Annotated in this window: 17 protein-coding genes and 1 other annotated feature; of the genes, 14 read left to right on the top strand and 3 right to left on the bottom strand. The window is 38.6% G+C overall.

Going from position 1 to position 16,165, the window contains the following annotated elements:
• Window positions 1-56 precede the first annotated feature (56 nt).
• On the top strand, window positions 57-434 hold the full coding sequence (locus M1F91_RS02045; RefSeq protein ID WP_247912424.1) for a DUF1934 domain-containing protein: 378 nt from the start codon (window positions 57-59) through the stop codon (window positions 432-434).
• Between the two features lie 320 nt (window positions 435-754).
• On the opposite strand, the gene M1F91_RS02040 is transcribed toward M1F91_RS02045, so the two are convergent.
• Together M1F91_RS02040 and M1F91_RS02035 are read right to left on the bottom strand one after the other, a co-directional pair.
• Window positions 755-1,837, bottom strand: a complete 1,083-nt coding sequence (locus tag M1F91_RS02040) for a DEAD/DEAH box helicase (RefSeq protein ID WP_247912423.1) — start codon at window positions 1,835-1,837, stop codon at window positions 755-757.
• Entirely contained in the window at window positions 1,834-2,811 is a 978-nt protein-coding gene (locus M1F91_RS02035; RefSeq protein ID WP_247912422.1) for a Gfo/Idh/MocA family oxidoreductase, read from the bottom strand. Before M1F91_RS02035 ends, M1F91_RS02040 begins: the two co-directional genes overlap by 4 nt.
• 146 nt (window positions 2,812-2,957) lie before the next feature.
• Between M1F91_RS02035 and M1F91_RS02030 the strand changes: the two genes are divergently transcribed.
• The 10 genes from M1F91_RS02030 to sdbB all read left to right on the top strand — a co-directional run bounded on the left by M1F91_RS02030 (window position 2,958) and on the right by sdbB (window position 10,413).
• Window positions 2,958-3,653, top strand: coding sequence for a YoaK family protein (locus M1F91_RS02030; protein ID WP_247912421.1), 696 nt, complete (start codon window positions 2,958-2,960; stop codon window positions 3,651-3,653).
• Between the two features lie 54 nt (window positions 3,654-3,707).
• Window positions 3,708-3,795, top strand: a sequence feature (ribosomal protein L21 leader region).
• A gap of 35 nt (window positions 3,796-3,830) precedes the next feature.
• A complete protein-coding gene (rplU, locus tag M1F91_RS02025; RefSeq protein ID WP_000109141.1) occupies window positions 3,831-4,145 on the top strand; it encodes a 50S ribosomal protein L21 in 315 nt (104 codons plus the stop codon).
• Window positions 4,146-4,160: 15 nt separating this feature from the next.
• Window positions 4,161-4,505: a ribosomal-processing cysteine protease Prp gene (locus M1F91_RS02020; protein ID WP_000613699.1), complete on the top strand. Its 345-nt coding sequence runs from the start codon at window positions 4,161-4,163 to the stop codon at window positions 4,503-4,505.
• Window positions 4,506-4,521: 16 nt separating this feature from the next.
• Window positions 4,522-4,815, top strand: coding sequence for a 50S ribosomal protein L27 (rpmA, locus tag M1F91_RS02015; RefSeq protein WP_000916509.1), 294 nt, complete (start codon window positions 4,522-4,524; stop codon window positions 4,813-4,815).
• Window positions 4,816-5,028: 213 nt separating this feature from the next.
• Window positions 5,029-6,288 (top strand): UDP-N-acetylglucosamine 1-carboxyvinyltransferase, encoded by a 1,260-nt coding sequence (locus tag M1F91_RS02010; RefSeq protein WP_247912420.1) that lies wholly within the window; start codon window positions 5,029-5,031, stop codon window positions 6,286-6,288.
• Window positions 6,289-6,305: 17 nt separating this feature from the next.
• Entirely contained in the window at window positions 6,306-6,857 is a 552-nt protein-coding gene (locus tag M1F91_RS02005; protein ID WP_247912419.1) for a GNAT family N-acetyltransferase, read from the top strand.
• Window positions 6,850-8,127 carry a CBS-HotDog domain-containing transcription factor SpxR gene (gene spxR / locus M1F91_RS02000; RefSeq protein WP_247912418.1) on the top strand — a complete coding sequence of 426 codons (1,278 nt, stop codon included), beginning with the start codon at window positions 6,850-6,852 and terminating at the stop codon, window positions 8,125-8,127. Before M1F91_RS02005 ends, spxR begins: the two co-directional genes overlap by 8 nt.
• Before the next feature lie 15 nt (window positions 8,128-8,142).
• On the top strand, window positions 8,143-9,003 hold the full coding sequence (locus M1F91_RS01995) for a methionyl aminopeptidase (RefSeq protein WP_247912417.1): 861 nt from the start codon (window positions 8,143-8,145) through the stop codon (window positions 9,001-9,003).
• A 125-nt stretch (window positions 9,004-9,128) separates the two neighbouring features.
• A complete protein-coding gene (gene ccdA2, locus M1F91_RS01990; RefSeq protein WP_247912416.1) occupies window positions 9,129-9,836 on the top strand; it encodes a cytochrome c biogenesis CcdA family protein in 708 nt (235 codons plus the stop codon).
• Between the two features lie 13 nt (window positions 9,837-9,849).
• Window positions 9,850-10,413, top strand: coding sequence for a TlpA disulfide reductase family protein (gene sdbB, locus M1F91_RS01985; RefSeq protein ID WP_247912415.1), 564 nt, complete (start codon window positions 9,850-9,852; stop codon window positions 10,411-10,413).
• A gap of 63 nt (window positions 10,414-10,476) precedes the next feature.
• Here sdbB and M1F91_RS01980 read toward each other — a convergent pair whose 3' ends face one another.
• Window positions 10,477-11,463, bottom strand: a complete 987-nt coding sequence (locus M1F91_RS01980; RefSeq protein WP_004253416.1) for an L-lactate dehydrogenase — start codon at window positions 11,461-11,463, stop codon at window positions 10,477-10,479.
• A gap of 194 nt (window positions 11,464-11,657) precedes the next feature.
• Here M1F91_RS01980 and gyrA point away from each other — a divergent pair, with 194 nt between their 5' ends.
• The 3 genes from gyrA to M1F91_RS01965 all read left to right on the top strand — a co-directional run bounded on the left by gyrA (window position 11,658) and on the right by M1F91_RS01965 (window position 16,104).
• Window positions 11,658-14,126 carry a DNA gyrase subunit A gene (gyrA, locus tag M1F91_RS01975; protein ID WP_247912414.1) on the top strand — a complete coding sequence of 823 codons (2,469 nt, stop codon included), beginning with the start codon at window positions 11,658-11,660 and terminating at the stop codon, window positions 14,124-14,126.
• Complete coding sequence (locus tag M1F91_RS01970) at window positions 14,126-14,872, top strand: class A sortase (RefSeq protein ID WP_247912413.1); 747 nt, start codon at window positions 14,126-14,128, stop codon at window positions 14,870-14,872. The genes gyrA and M1F91_RS01970 overlap by 1 nt, the downstream gene beginning before the upstream one ends.
• Window positions 14,873-15,027: 155 nt before the next feature.
• On the top strand, window positions 15,028-16,104 hold the full coding sequence (locus M1F91_RS01965; protein WP_247912412.1) for an aspartate-semialdehyde dehydrogenase: 1,077 nt from the start codon (window positions 15,028-15,030) through the stop codon (window positions 16,102-16,104).
• Window positions 16,105-16,165 lie beyond the last annotated feature (61 nt).

The raw sequence follows: 16,165 nt of genomic DNA, 5'->3' as shown, positions 1-16,165 counted from the left end.
ATTCCTTGCCTTTTTGGTAAAATAGTAGGGATAAGTGAGAAGAAAGAGGAATAGTTGTGAAGATTAGAATGAGAAATACCATCAAGTTCGATGACCAATTGGAAGTAATCGACCAACTTTATGATGTTGAATTACGGGAAAAGGGCGATTTTTCCTATCTCCTTTTTTACAATGAAGATCAAGAAAAAGTAGTTTTGAAATTTAATGGGGAGGAACTGGTCATGTCACGTTTCTCAAGTCCCAAGACCATCATGCGTTTTCTCAAGGATTCTGATAGTTTAGCCTATATTCCGACACCTATGGGTCTGCAGGAGTTTATCATCCAAACAAGCCACTACGAAGTTGGTGAAGAGAAGATTGAACTATCCTATCAATTACAAAACAAAGAAGGAGTTCCATTTGCCAACTACCGTTTAGAAATTACTTGGGGATAAGAAAAAGGTTGGCAATTGCCAACCTTATTTATGATAAATCTTTTTGACTTTTCTTTAGTAATAACGGACGGTAGGTGAAATTATCCAGTGGATGATTTCAGCAATCCATGAAATTCCATACCTAAACTTTGAGCCTTATGTCTCAAAGTTTCCGAACACCTGAATGACTTTTCTGGTGTTTTTATTACTGCGAAAAGTCAGGTAAAATACTCGCTTCACTCAATAAATATAGAAAAAAGTTCATAATAAATCCAATATAAAGTTTATAGAATAAAAAAAGTAAATTGCTAAATATCAAATAAGGTTGGCTCAGGCCAACCTTATTTAATATACAGTTCCTGATTTTTCAGGACGATTTCACGTACACTTGCAAATTTCTTCAGTTTTTTAAGCTCTTCTGGATGTGTCACAAGAGTGATGACATAGCCTTCTTTACCCATGCGTCCTGTACGACCTGCACGGTGAGTGTAAGTTTCCTTGTCTCTAGGGACGTCAAAGTTAATCACGCATTCCAGGCTATCAATGTCGATACCACGAGCGAGAAGGTCTGTGGCAAGAAGTAGTGTCAGTTGATTATCTTTGAATTTTTCTAGAATAACTTTTCTAAGTTTAACGTTGACATCGCTAGCTAGCGAAACTGCTAAAACATCACGATATTGTAATTTTTCCTCGGCGCTTCCAAGGTCTGACAAGCTATTAAAGAAGACAAGACCACGGAAATCTTCAACCTGTGCTAGTTTACGAAGCATATCTACTCTGTGACGTTGGTCTACTTGCATGTAGAAATGTTGAATATTGTCTAATTTTTGGTCTGATAGATCAATGACGCGTGTGTTAGGTGCAATCTTATCTTGGTCAAATTTGGTAGTGGCACTCATGTAAATAAGTTGATGGTCACGAGGAGCGTAGTGGGTAATCTTCTCGACAAAATGAATTTGAGAATCATCAAGGAGCTGGTCGAATTCATCAAGAATGATTGTTTCCACATTCATCATCTTGATTTTTTTCAATTTAATGAGTTCAAAGATACGACCAGGTGTTCCAATCAGAATTTCTGGTCCTTTTTTAAGTCGTTCAATTTGGCGTTTCTGGCTCGAACCGGATAGAAATAGCTGAGCTGTTAATCCGATAGCCTCACCCCAGGTTTTAGTGACTTCAAAAATTTGTCCAGCAAGCTCAGTATTAGGTGCTAAAATCAATAATTGTTGGGCTTTTTTCTTTTGCAGTTTGAGAAGGCTAGGTAGAAGATAGGCTAAAGTCTTCCCTGTACCAGTTGGACTGACTCCAAGTAGGTTTTCACCTTCTGTTATCGGTTCAAAAAGTTGAGTTTGAATGGGGGTGAATTCTTGGAAACCGAGTTGGTCAAGGAGTTCAAGCCATTCGGTAGGTAGTTTGGTTTTCATTTTTCTGCCTCAAATCTAATGCCAGCATTCTGGCGCATGGTGTAAAGTAGGTTGTGGACGTGTGTCGCATCATCAATCCAAGATTGGTAGAGAGTCAGGTCTGCTTGCTTGATCATATGTGCGAAAGCAGAAACTTCCTCAGTCATGGTGTGAGGAGCCTGCTGGATAGGAAGTTGAACATCATTTCCTTGATGGTCTGTAAAAGTAGCTGATTGGACATGCTCGATTGTATTAAGTGTCAAGGTTCCATCAGCAGTATAAATCTCACAAGGAAGATTAGATGTGATATTCTTTCCTGCTTTGATGTGTACTTGATAGTCAGGATATGAGAGAATACCATCCCCATTTAAATCAATGCTATTATCTAGTTTCTGAGCTTGATAGGTTGCATGAGTCGGTTTTCCAAATAAGCGAACAGCAGCATAGATAGGATAAATACCAAGATCCATAAGTGCACCACCTGCAAAACGGTCTGAGAAAACATTAGGAGTATTGCCAGCAAGTAGGTTAGGCATCTTAGAAGAATATTTGGCATAGTTAAAGTCTGCACCAAGAATTTGTTTGTTCGCAAGAAAGTCTTTGATTGTAGTAAAAGCATCTTCGTGGTAGTTTCTTGCTGCTTCAAAGATAAAACATTTATTATCTTTAGCCGTTTGAACTAATTCCTGCCATTCTTGTGGTTGAGTCACCGCTGGTTTTTCAAGGATAACATGTTTTCCAGCAGATAAAGCCATCTTTGCCTGACTATAATGCAATGAGTTCGGACTAGCAATGTATACCACATCGAATGAATCATTAAAGAAATCATTTAGCTGATCAAATAGCTTAACGCCTTGATACTGTTCAACAAACTTTTCTGCAGTTTCTATTTTTCTAGAATAGACTGCACCCAGTTGAAATTTCCCGCTAGTATGGGCAGCCTCTAGAAAATGATGGCTGATTGAACTAGTTCCTATGATACCAAGTTTTAGCATAGTTACTCCTTTTCCACAAGTAATGATTGATTTCATTATAACATAGAAAGAGTCAACTAGTTAAGTTAAGATAATTCTTTTGCTTTGATACTTCGAAATTTCTAGAAAAAATGGTACAATAGTTACAGTAAGTTTAGGAGTTTAGTATGAGATTATTACCTATGAGAAAAATTTCTCGTCATTCAAAAAGATTGGCGCTTTTTTTGACTTTTTGTGCAGGCTATGTCGATGCCTATACATTTATTGTAAGAGGGAATACCTTAGTCGCTGGGCAAACTGGGAATGTGGTATTTCTATCAGTCGGAATCGTTCAGAGAAATTTGGCTGATGCTGAAATAAAGATATTGACACTTTTATCTTTCATGTTAGGCGTTTTTTTGCTTACGATTTACAAAGAAAAACTTCGCATTATTAAAAAACCCATTCTATCACTTGTTCCATTAGCTATTTTATCATTGATAATCGGCTTTATTCCATCGAGTGTTGATAACATGTTTATTATTCCTCCTCTAGCTTTTTGTATGGGTCTCGTCACAACAGCTTTTGGAGAGGTTTCTGGAATTGCTTATAATAATGCCTTTATGACGGGAAATATCAAACGCACCATGTTAGCTTTTGGCGAATATGTCCGGACCAAGCATACAGCCTTTTTGATGGAAGGATTGATTTTTGTGAGCCTACTTGTTAGTTTCATTCTAGGAGTAGTATTTTCAGCTTACTTAACGATTATCTTTAACGAAAAAACAATTTTAGGTGTCCCTATCATGATGAGTATTTTTTATCTAAGTATGGTTTTATCTTCTTTGCGAAAAAAGTCTAATAAAAGGCTGAATTTTGAGTGAAAATACTTGTCAAAAATTTGGAATCATGCTATACTTGTAGAGTTGACTATGCACAGTCCTGTGCAACCGCACGAACATCGTTGCTTGATTCATCAAGTTTAAGTGGTTCGTCCCACGATGCTAGGCGAGTCTTCACAAAAATTAGGGGAAACCCCAAAAAATCATAGGAGGTGCATAATGAGCACATACGCAATTATCAAAACTGGCGGAAAACAAGTTAAAGTTGAAGTTGGTCAAGCAGTTTACGTTGAAAAATTGAACGTTGAAGCTGGTCAAGAAGTTACTTTTAACGAAGTTGTTCTTGTTGGTGGTGAAAACACTGTTGTCGGAACTCCACTTGTTGCTGGAGCTACTGTAGTTGGAACTGTTGAAAAACAAGGAAAACAAAAGAAAGTTGTTACTTACAAGTACAAACCTAAAAAAGGTAGCCACCGCAAACAAGGTCACCGTCAACCATACACTAAAGTTGTCATCAACGCAATCAACGCTTAATTTTAAGGAGAACACATGATACAAGCAGTCTTTGAGAGAGCCGAAGATGGCGAGCTGAGGAGTGCGGAGATTACTGGACATGCCGAGAGTGGCGAATACGGCCTAGATGTCGTGTGTGCATCGGTTTCTACGCTTGCCATTAACTTTATCAATTCCATTGAGAAATTTGCAGGCTATGAACCAATCTTAGAATTAAACGAAGATGAAGGTGGCTATCTGATGGTTGAAATTCCAAAAGATCTTCCTTCTCACCAGAGAGAAATGACACAATTATTCTTTGAATCATTTTTCTTAGGTATGGCAAACTTATCGGAGAACTCTTCTGAGTTCGTCCAAACCAGAGTTATCACAGAAAACTAACACGGAGGAAAACATTATGTTAAAAATGACTCTTAACAACTTGCAACTTTTCGCCCACAAAAAAGGTGGAGGTTCTACATCAAATGGACGCGATTCACAAGCTAAACGTCTTGGAGCTAAAGCAGCTGACGGACAAACTGTAACTGGTGGATCAATCCTTTACCGTCAACGTGGTACACACATCTATCCAGGTGTAAACGTTGGACGTGGTGGAGACGATACTTTGTTCGCTAAAGTTGAAGGCGTAGTACGTTTCGAACGTAAAGGTCGCGATAAGAAACAAGTTTCTGTTTACCCAATCGCAAAATAAACATTAAATAAGGCTTTCCAAGATTTTTGGAAAGCTTTTTTTCTTGTACAATATTAGTATCAGTTATTTTTTAAGTTTACTTCAAAAACTATTCTGAATCAATAAAATCTTAAGGAACTTATTTGATTTATTATGATAGATAATAAGAAAGAAATATGGTATAATATAGGGTGAGACCTTATGAATAAATAGTGAAAGAGTATATAAAAAATAATGAAAAAAATTGTCATTAACGGTGGACGCCCATTAAAGGGTGAGATAACCATTAGCGGAGCGAAAAATAGTGTGGTAGCTCTGATTCCAGCTATTATTTTGTCAGATGATGTAGTTATTTTGGACTGTGTTCCAGACATCTCTGATGTTGCTAGTTTGGTTGATATCATGGAAATTATGGGTGCTAGTGTAAAACGCTATGATGATGTTTTAGAGATTGATCCTCGTGGTGTTCAAAACAAACCAATGCCATATGGTAAAATCAACAGTCTTCGTGCATCCTATTATTTCTACGGTAGTCTTCTTGGACGTTTCGGTGAAGCAACAGTAGGTTTACCTGGTGGATGTGACTTGGGACCTCGTCCGATTGACTTGCATTTAAAAGCCTTCGAAGCTATGGGTGCTAAGACAACCTATGAGGGAGACAATATGAATCTCTCAACAAACGGCTCTAGATTACAAGGCGCTCATATTTATATGGATACTGTTAGTGTCGGAGCAACTATTAACACAATGCTTGCAGCGGTTAAAGCTCAAGGACGTACAGTCATTGAAAACGCGGCTAGAGAGCCTGAAATCATTGATGTAGCTACTTTGTTAAATAATATGGGAGCTCATATTCGTGGTGCAGGTACAGATATGATTACTATCGATGGTGTTGAATCTCTACACGGCACACGCCATCAAGTAATTCCTGACCGTATTGAAGCAGGGACCTATATTGCAATGGCTGCTGCTGTGGGACAAGGAATTCGTATTAACAATGTACTTTATGAACACTTAGAAGGTTTTATTGCAAAACTTGAAGAAATGGGTGTTCATATGACGGTTTCTGAAGACAGTATCTACGTTGAAGAACAAACAAATCTTAAGGCTGTAAATATCAAAACAGCTCCATATCCAGGATTTGCTACAGACCTTCAACAACCGATTACTCCTCTTTTGTTGAAAGCAGAAGGACGAGGAACACTGATTGATACCATTTATGAAAAACGTGTGAACCATGTCTTCGAATTAGCCAAAATGAATGCAGATATTTCTACAACGAATGACCATATTTTCTACAAGGGTGGCAATCCTTTACACGGTGCAAGTGTAAGAGCGACTGACTTACGTGCAGGAGCTGCCTTGATTATTGCCGGATTAATGGCTGAAGGTAGAACAGAAATTACTAGTGTAGAGTTCATTTTAAGAGGCTACTCAAATATTATTGAAAAATTACGTAACCTTGGAGCAGATATTGAGCTAATCGAAGATTAGCCATTTTGAGGAACACAATGAATATCTGGACAAAATTAGCAATGTATTCTTTCTATGAGACGGAACGTTTGTATTTCCGTCCATTCTTTTTTACGGATGTAGATGACTTTCATGCTCTAGCATCAGACCCTGAAAATCTCCAATTTATTTTTCCTACGCAAGCCAGCATTGAGGAAAGTCAATATGCTCTTGCTAACTACTTTATGAAATCACCTTTGGGAATTTGGGCGATTTGTGATAAGAAAGAACAGAAGATGATTGGAGCCATCAAGTTTGAAAAGCTGGATGAAATCCGTAAAGAAGCAGAAATTGGCTATTTTTTAAGGAAAGACTATTGGTCTCAGGGATATATGACGGAAGCAGTTACCAAATTACGCGATTTGTCTATGAATCAGTTTGAATTAAAACAACTTTCTATTGTGACGCATTTAGAAAATAGTGCCAGTCAAAAGGTTGCACAAAAATCAGGCTTCGTTTTATATCGTCGTTTCAAGGGTAGTGACCGCTATACTCGTAAGATGCGGGATTATCTAGAATTTCGCTATACAAAAGGAGAGCTAAATGAGTAAACACCAAGAAATTTTAGCTTATTTAGAAGAATTACCAGTCGGAAAACGGGTCAGTGTTCGAAGTATTTCAAATAGGCTGGGAGTGAGTGATGGTACAGCTTATCGTGCTATCAAAGAAGCTGAAAATAGAGGATTGGTTGAAACACGTCCTCGAAGTGGAACTGTCCGTGTCAAGTCCAAAAAAGTTGCCATTGAGAGATTAACCTTTGCAGAAATTGCAGAAGTCACTGGTTCAGAAGTTTTAGCTGGCCAAGCTGGTTTGGAGAGAGAATTTAGTAAATTCTCCATTGGAGCCATGACAGAAAAGAATATTCTTTCTTATCTTCATGATGGCGGTCTACTTATTGTCGGTGACAGAACACGAATCCAATTATTGGCACTTGAAAATGAAAATGCTGTCTTGGTAACAGGTGGATTTGAAGTTCATAAAGATGTTTTGGATGCTGCTAATAAGAAAAATATCCCAGTGTTACGCAGTAAACATGATACATTTACCATTGCAACCATGATTAACCGAGCTTTGTCAAATGTACAAATAAAGACAGATATTTTAACGGTTGAAAAAATCTATCGCACTTGTCATGAATATGGTTTTTTACAAGAAACGGATACTGTAAAAGATTATTTAGATTTAGTTCGTAAGAATAGAAGTAGTCGCTTCCCTGTTATCAATCAGCATAAGGTTGTTGTGGGTGTCGTGACCATGCGTGATGCTGGAGATAAATCACCAGGGACTACCATTGATAAGGTCATGACAAGAACTGTCTACATGACCGGTTTAGCCACAAATATTGCTAACGTGAGCCAGAGAATGATTGCTGAAGATTTTGAAATGGTACCTGTTGTACGGAGCAATCAAACCTTACTTGGTGTCATTACTAGACGTGATGTCATGGAAAAAATGAGTCGTTCTCAGGTCTCAACTTTACCAACCTTTTCAGAACAGATTGGACAGAAGTTGTCTTATCATCATGATGAAGTTGTTATAACAGTCGAACCCTTTATGTTAGAAAAAAATGGTGTTCTGGCTAATGGTGTTCTTTCAGAAATCTTGACTCATATGACGCAAGACTTGGTCGTTAATAGCGGGCGTAACCTCATTATTGAACAGATGTTGATTTACTTCTTACAGGCTGTTCAAATTGATGATATTCTACGGATTCAAGCTAGAATAATTCATCATACGAGACGATCGGCTATTATTGATTATGACATCTATCTCAATCATCAAATTGTATCAAAAGCAAATGTTACTGTAAAAATTAATTAGAATCTAGGAGTAAACATGATTACATTAAAATCAGCTAGAGAAATCGAAGCTATGGATAAGGCCGGTGATTTTCTTGCAAGCATTCACATTGGCTTGCGTGATATCATCAAGCCAGGTGTTGATATGTGGGAAGTAGAAGAGTATGTTCGCCGTCGTTGTAAAGAAGAGAATTTCCTTCCACTACAGATTGGTGTTGATGGGGCAATGATGGACTATCCATATGCAACCTGCTGTTCGCTCAATGACGAAGTAGCACACGCTTTTCCACGCCACTATATTTTGAAAGAAGGCGATTTGCTCAAGGTTGATATGGTTCTTGGTGGGCCAATCGCGAAGTCTGACCTCAATGTTTCTAAACTCAATTTTAACAACGTTGAGCAGATGAAAAAATATACTCAAAACTTTACGGGTGGCTTGGCTGATTCTTGTTGGGCATACGCAGTTGGTAAACCATCAGAAGAAGTTAAAAACTTGATGGACGTGACCAAGGAAGCTATGTACATCGGTATTGAAAAAGCTGTTGTTGGTAACCGAATTGGTGATATTGGTGCAGCGATTCAAGAATATGCTGAAAGTCGTGGTTACGGTGTTGTCCGTGATCTTGTAGGACACGGTGTTGGACCAACCATGCATGAAGAACCAATGGTTCCTAACTATGGTGTAGCTGGTCGTGGTCTTCGTCTTCGTGAAGGTATGGTTTTGACAATCGAACCTATGATCAATACAGGTGATTGGGAAATCGATACAGACATGAAAACAGGCTGGGCGCACAAAACTATAGACGGTGGTCTATCATGTCAGTATGAACACCAGTTTGTTATTACCAAGGATGGACCTGTAATCTTGACAAGTCAAGGTGAAGAAGGAACTTATTAATAAAAAGGGAGCTAAGCTCCTTTTTTTATTCGTTAAAGTTGAAATCAAATTTGCGTAGCAGATATCTTACAAACGTTTTCTTTTATAGTAAAATAAAAGATGACTATATGAAAGAAGGTTCTTAATTGGAAAGTATTATATTTTTTATCTCTGTATTTTTAGCTGGGGTTTTATCGTTTTTCTCACCCTGCATATTTCCCTTGTTACCAGTCTATGCAGGTGTTTTGTTAGATGATCAAGAGCAGTCAAAGACATTTCGGTTTTTAGGTAAAGATGTTGCCTGGTCAGGATTAATTCGGACATTCTGTTTTATCGCAGGTATCTCTCTGATTTTCTTTATTCTAGGGTTTGGAGCAGGATTTCTCGGCAATTTACTCTATGCTGATTGGTTTCGTTATGTTATGGGTGGTATTATTATCATACTAGGCTTACATCAGATGGAAATCCTTCATTTACGAAAATTAGAGTTCCAAAAAACAGTAACATTTGATCAAAAACAGTCTAGTAAATATCTATCAGCCTTTCTATTAGGTATCAGCTTCAGCTTTGGTTGGACTCCATGTATTGGTCCAGTTTTAAGTTCAGTTTTAGCATTAGCTGCTTCAGGAGGAAATGGAGCTCTTCAAGGGGCCTTATTAACCCTAATTTATACACTTGGAATGGCGCTTCCATTTTTAGTGTTGGCTTTGGCATCAGGTCTCATCATGCCTTATTTTAGTAGAATTAAATCTCACCTACTCTTACTGAAAAGAATTGGTGGTTTGCTAATTATTTTCATGGGAATTTTATTAATGTTGGGACAGTTAAATGTCTTATCCGGAATATTAGGATAAAAAGGAGTAATCTATGAAAAAAACAATCTATTTTGGACTTAGTTTCTTATCTATCTTTCTTTTGATTGCTTGTGGCAAGGAAGAGGGAAAATCAAGTCAAGAAAATCAAACGACTCAAGCACAGCAACAAGCAACGGTTAAGCAAATAGCTGTAGGAGCAGAAGCACCTGATTTTACGCTCCAATCGATGGATGGAAAAGAAGTCAAACTATCTGATTTTAAAGGTAAAAAAGTTTATCTAAAATTCTGGGCTTCTTGGTGCGGACCATGTAAAAAAAGTATGCCAGAACTAATGGAACTTGCTGCAAAAGAAGATCGTGATTTTGAAATATTATCTGTTATTGCACCAGGCCTTCAAGGTGAAAAAACCATAGACCAATTTCCAAAATGGTTTGAGGAGCAGGGCTATAAGGATATACCTGTCCTATATGACACCAAGGCGACAACCTTCCAAGCCTATCAGATTCGAAGCATTCCAACAGAATTTCTAATTGATTCAAATGGTAAAATTGCCAAAATCCAAATAGGTGCAATTAGTAATGCAGATGCAGAAGCGGCGTTTGCACAAATGGATTAACGTTATAAAAAAATGTCTAGACTGTTTTGTCTAGACATTTCTTTTTTTAAAAATTTAATTGAATTAGTTTTTAGAAGCAGCTTGGAATTCTGGGTTTTTCCATGCTTCGTCAATAATTTCTTGCAATTCACGAGCAGAAAGTTGCATTTTTTGAGTTTCAGCGTCGTTCAATGGGATGTTAACTGGGCGAACGATACCATGCGCACCAACGATAGCTGGTTGACCGATAAAGACGTTTTCAACTCCGTATTGTCCTTCTTGGAAGACTGAAAGTGGAAGAACCGCATTTTCATCATCAAGGATAGCTTTTGTAATACGAGCTAGGGCAACCGCGATACCGTAGTAAGTAGCACCTTTTTTGTTGATGATTGAGTAAGCAGCGTCACGAACTGAGATGAAGAGTTCAACAAGATCTGCTTCATTCAAGTCACGGTTAGCTTGTAACCATTGTTCCAATTTAACACCGGCAACGTTAGCGTGTGACCAAACGGCAAATTCTGAGTCACCGTGCTCACCCATGATGTAGGCGTGAACTGAACGAGCATCAACACCGATAGTTTCAGCAAGTGCTTGACGGAAACGAGCTGAGTCAAGTGAAGTACCTGAACCGATAACACGTTCTTTAGGGAATCCTGAGAATTTCCAAGTTGAGTAAGTTAAAATGTCAACTGGGTTAGCAGCAACAAGGAAGATACCGTCAAATCCAGATGCAACAACTTGTTCAACGATTGATTTGTTGATAGCAAGGTTTTTACCAACAAGATCAAGACGAGTTTCACCTGGTTTTTGTGGAGCACCAGCAGTGATAACTACAAGGTCTGCATCCGCACAGTCTTCGTACTTAGCTGCATAGATTTTTTTAGGTGAAGTAAAAGCTAGCGCGTGGCTAAGGTCTTCAGCATCACCAACTGCTTTTTCAAACAATTGAGGAATTTCAATGATACCAAGTTCTTGTGCAATTCCTTGTGTTACGAGGGCAAAAGCGTAAGATGAACCTACGGCACCGTCACCGACGAGGATAACTTTTTTGTGTTGTTTAGTTGCTGTCATTTGTCTAAACATCTCCTTTATTTTATTCAGGGGGAACCCCATTTGATTTCATTCTATCACTTTTGCTAAGCTTTGTCACGGATATACCTTCGGGATAAATATGTAAACGTTTTACACGTGTTGTTAAACTGTAAAATAGTCCAAACTATGGTATAATATATCTAGTTACTAATAGTGAAATGAGGCATTTGTTAATGCAAGATAAAAATTTAGTGAATGTCAATCTGACCAAGGAGATGAAGACTAGCTTTATCGACTACGCCATGAGTGTAATCGTATCGCGTGCTCTTCCTGATGTTCGTGATGGGTTGAAACCTGTTCATCGTCGTATTTTGTACGGAATGAACGAATTAGGAGTTACGCCTGATAAACCTCATAAGAAATCTGCCCGTATTACAGGGGACGTAATGGGTAAATACCACCCACACGGGGACTCATCTATCTATGAAGCTATGGTTCGTATGGCTCAGTGGTGGAGCTACCGTTACATGCTTGTAGATGGACACGGTAACTTTGGTTCTATGGACGGTGATGGTGCTGCCGCGCAACGTTATACCGAAGCACGTATGAGCAAGATTGCTCTTGAAATGCTTCGCGATATCAATAAAAATACCGTTGATTTTGTTGATAACTATGATGCCAACGAGCGAGAACCTGTTGTTTTACCAGCTCGTTTCCCAAATCTTTTGGTCAATGGTGCCACAGGTATTGCCGTTGGTATGGCGACCAATATCCCACCTCATAATTTGGGTGAAACTATTGATGCTGTTAAACTCGTCATGGATAATCCTGAAGTTACAACCAAAGATTTGATGGAAGTTTTGCCTGGTCCAGACTTCCCAACTGGTGCCCTAGTTATGGGTAAATCAGGTATTCACAAGGCGTATGAGACTGGTAAGGGATCTATTGTTCTTCGTTCTCGTACGGAAATTGAAGAAACTAAAACAGGTCGCGAACGTATCGTTGTTACTGAATTCCCGTATATGGTTAATAAGACAAAAGTTCATGAGCATATTGTGCGCTTAGTTCAGGAAAAACGTATCGATGGAATTACAGCTGTTCGTGATGAATCTAACCGTGAAGGTGTTCGCTTTGTTATTGAAGTTAGACGCGACGCATCAGCTAATGTTATTTTGAACAACTTATTCAAGATGACTCAGATGCAGACTAGCTTTGGTTTTAACATGCTTGCGATCCAAAATGGTGTTCCAAAGATTTTATCGCTTCGCCAAATCTTAGATGCATACATTGAGCACCAAAAAGAAGTTGTGACTCGTCGCACTCAATTTGATAAAGAAAAAGCTGAGGCACGCGCGCATATCTTGGAAGGTTTGCTAATTGCTCTGGATCATATTGATGAAGTCATTCGTATCATCCGTGCCAGCGAAACTGACCAAGAAGCTCAAGCGGAATTGATGAGCAAGTTCAAGCTATCTGAACGTCAAAGCCAAGCAATCCTAGACATGCGTCTCCGTCGTTTGACTGGCTTGGAGCGTGATAAGATTCAATCTGAATATGATGAGTTGATTGCTTTGATTGCCGACTTAGCAGATATTCTTGCAAAACCAGAACGTGTTGCGCAAATTATTAAAGAAGAACTTGATGAAGTGAAGCGCAAATTTGCTGATAAACGTCGTACAGAGTTGATGGTCGGTGAAGTCTTGACCCTCGAAGATGAAGATTTGATTGAAGAGACAGATGTTTTGATTACTCTATCAAATAAAGGTTATATCAAACGTTTGGACCAAGACGAGTTTACTGCCCAAAAACGTGGTGGACGTGGCGTACAGGGAACAGGAGTCAAGGATGATGACTTTGTCCGTGAGTTGGTTTCTACTAGTACCCATGATCACTTGCTCTTCTTTACCAACAAAGGCCGTGTCTATCGTTTGAAAGGTTATGAAATCCCAGAATACGGTCGTACAGCCAAGGGATTGCCTGTAGTTAACCTCTTGAAACTGGATGAGGGAGAAAGCATCCAAACTATCATTAATGTCGAATCAGAACGTAGTGATGATGCATACATCTTCTTTACGACTCGAGCAGGTATTGTTAAGAGAACTAGCGTTAAAGAATTTGCCAACATTCGTCAAAATGGTCTAAAAGCCTTGAATTTGAAAGATGAGGACGAATTGATTAATGTTCTTCTTACTCAAGAAGATACTGATATCATTATCGGTACTAAATTGGGTTATGCAGTTCGTTTCAACCAGTCATCCGTTCGTAGCATGAGTCGTAGTGCAACTGGTGTTAAAGGAGTAAATCTTCGTGAAGGCGATTCTGTAGTTGGAGCTAGAGTAATCACTGACCAAGATGAGGTCCTCATTATCACCGAAAAAGGATACGGTAAGCGTACAGTTGCCACTGAATATCCAACTAAAGGTCGTGCTGGTAAAGGTATGAAGACCGCCAATATTACAGATAAGAATGGTCATCTTGCTGGTCTTCTAACAGTAAAAGGTGACGAAGATTTGATGGTTATCACAGATACTGGTGTCATGATTCGTACAAATGTTGCCAATATTTCTCAAACTGGACGTTCAACCATGGGAGTTAAGGTTATGCGTTTAGATGAGAACGCTAAGATTGTAACCTTTACAACAGTTGCGGCAGCTGAGAAAGAAGAAGTTGGGGCAGACAACGAAACAGAAAGTGAAGAATAATGTCTCAAAAAAGAACTAAGAGTAAAAAAAATAAACGTAAGAATCTGCTGATTAATATTTTAGCTGGCTTTCTAATCCTTTTGTCTCTAGCCTTGATTTTTAACTCAAAGATTCGTAATATCTTTATGGTTTGGAATACTAACAAGTATCAAGTTAGTCAAGTCTCAAAAGAGAAGCTAGAAGAGAACAATGGTGCAGAAGGAAATTTTGATTTTAATTCCGTGAAGGCTATTTCTTCGGAGGCGGTTTTATCATCCCAATGGGATGCACAACAGTTACCTGTTATAGGTGGAATTGCAGTTCCTGAAGTAGAAATCAACTTACCAATCTTTAAAGGTTTGGACAATGTAAACTTGTTCTACGGAGCAGGAACCATGAAACCAAATCAAAAAATGGGTGAAGGAAATTATTCTCTAGCTAGTCACCATATCTTTACAGCTGAGAATGCTAGCCAAATGCTATTTTCTCCTTTGGTTAATGCCAAAGAAGGAATGAAAATTTATCTGACTGATAAGGATAAAGTTTATACCTACGAAATTCGGGATGTGAAACACGTAACCCCAGATCGAGTTGATGAAATTGATGATCGTGAAGGTATCAATGAAATTACCTTGGTCACTTGTGTGGACTATGATGCAACCGAACGGATTATCGTAAAGGGAGATTTAAAAGAAATCAAATCTTATTCAGACACTCCGTCAGATGTTTTATCTGCATTTAATAAACCGTATAAACAAAGATATTAATTTGTAAATTTTTAGAAAAAGGTTCGCTAATGTTAGCGACCTTTTTTCTTGTCAATTTCAGAAAATAGATAAGGTAAAGACTTTTCAATTTTTCTAAAAAGTAGTATAATGTTTCTATTATAGAAATTTTTAGAAAATTCCAAAAGAGGTTTGTTATGGGATATACAGTTGCTGTTGTCGGTGCTACAGGTGCCGTTGGTGCTCAAATGATTAAAATGTTGGAAGAATCAAATCTTCCAATCGATAAGATTCGCTACCTTGCGTCTGCACGTTCTGCAGGAAAGGTCTTGCAATTCAAGGGCCAAGATGTGACTATTGAAGATACAACAGAAGAAGCTTTTGAAGGAGTTGATATTGCTCTTTTCTCAGCTGGTGGTTCAACTTCTGCAAAATACGCACCTTATGCTGTTAAAGCAGGGGCAGTAGTAGTAGATAACACTTCTTATTTCCGTCAAAATCCAGATGTGCCATTGGTCGTTCCTGAAGTAAACGCCCATGCTCTTGATGCTCATAACGGGATTATTGCATGTCCTAACTGTTCAACTATTCAAATGATGGTTGCTCTTGAACCAATTCGTCAAAAATGGGGCTTAGATCGTATTATCGTTTCAACCTATCAAGCAGTTTCCGGTGCTGGTATGGGAGCCATTCTTGAAACTCAACGTGAGCTTCGTGAAGTATTGAATGATGGTGTAAATCCACGTGATTTGCATGCGGAAATCTTGCCATCAGGTGGCGATAAGAAACACTATCCAATTGCTTTTAATGCCCTTCCTCAAATTGACGTCTTCACTGATAATGACTATACTTATGAAGAAATGAAGATGACAAAGGAAACTAAGAAAATCATGGAAGACGATAGCATTGCCGTTTCAGCAACATGTGTGCGTATTCCTGTCTTGTCAGCTCATTCTGAGTCTGTTTACATTGAAACAAAAGAAGTGGCTCCAATCGATGAAGTCAAAGCTGCGATTGCTGCCTTTCCAGGTGCAGTTCTTGAAGACGATGTGGCTCATCAAATCTATCCTCAAGCTATCAATGCGGTTGGTTCTCGCGATACCTTTGTCGGACGTATCCGTAAAGACTTGGATGCTGAAAAAGGGATCCACATGTGGGTGGTTTCTGATAACCTTCTCAAGGGTGCTGCTTGGAACTCAGTTCAAATTGCAGAGACCCTTCATGAACGTGGTTTGGTTCGTCCAACTACAGAATTAAAATTTGAATTGAAATAGGGAGCAAAACAGAAATCAGTAACTCGAAGAGTTTGATTTCGTAGTTTTGCCCCCGCACAGT

This window comes from Streptococcus sp. oral taxon 431, from assembly GCF_023110115.1.
Classification (GTDB): Bacteria; Bacillota; Bacilli; order Lactobacillales; family Streptococcaceae; genus Streptococcus.
Note: the sequence above shows the minus strand (reverse complement) of the source record. Positions and strands in the feature narration are given on the sequence as shown.

Coding starts and splice junctions, on each gene's coding strand:
- M1F91_RS02040 (WP_247912423.1), bottom strand. CDS start 1,837: ATGAAAACCAAACTACCTACCGAATGGCTTGAACTCCTTGACCAACTC.
- M1F91_RS02035 (WP_247912422.1), bottom strand. CDS start 2,811: ATGCTAAAACTTGGTATCATAGGAACTAGTTCAATCAGCCATCATTTT.
- M1F91_RS02030 (WP_247912421.1), top strand. CDS start 2,958: ATGAGATTATTACCTATGAGAAAAATTTCTCGTCATTCAAAAAGATTG.
- rplU (WP_000109141.1), top strand. CDS start 3,831: ATGAGCACATACGCAATTATCAAAACTGGCGGAAAACAAGTTAAAGTT.
- M1F91_RS02020 (WP_000613699.1), top strand. CDS start 4,161: ATGATACAAGCAGTCTTTGAGAGAGCCGAAGATGGCGAGCTGAGGAGT.
- rpmA (WP_000916509.1), top strand. CDS start 4,522: ATGTTAAAAATGACTCTTAACAACTTGCAACTTTTCGCCCACAAAAAA.
- M1F91_RS02010 (WP_247912420.1), top strand. CDS start 5,029: ATGAAAAAAATTGTCATTAACGGTGGACGCCCATTAAAGGGTGAGATA.
- M1F91_RS02005 (WP_247912419.1), top strand. CDS start 6,306: ATGAATATCTGGACAAAATTAGCAATGTATTCTTTCTATGAGACGGAA.
- spxR (WP_247912418.1), top strand. CDS start 6,850: ATGAGTAAACACCAAGAAATTTTAGCTTATTTAGAAGAATTACCAGTC.
- M1F91_RS01995 (WP_247912417.1), top strand. CDS start 8,143: ATGATTACATTAAAATCAGCTAGAGAAATCGAAGCTATGGATAAGGCC.
- sdbB (WP_247912415.1), top strand. CDS start 9,850: ATGAAAAAAACAATCTATTTTGGACTTAGTTTCTTATCTATCTTTCTT.
- M1F91_RS01980 (WP_004253416.1), bottom strand. CDS start 11,463: ATGACAGCAACTAAACAACACAAAAAAGTTATCCTCGTCGGTGACGGT.
- gyrA (WP_247912414.1), top strand. CDS start 11,658: ATGCAAGATAAAAATTTAGTGAATGTCAATCTGACCAAGGAGATGAAG.
- M1F91_RS01970 (WP_247912413.1), top strand. CDS start 14,126: ATGTCTCAAAAAAGAACTAAGAGTAAAAAAAATAAACGTAAGAATCTG.
- M1F91_RS01965 (WP_247912412.1), top strand. CDS start 15,028: ATGGGATATACAGTTGCTGTTGTCGGTGCTACAGGTGCCGTTGGTGCT.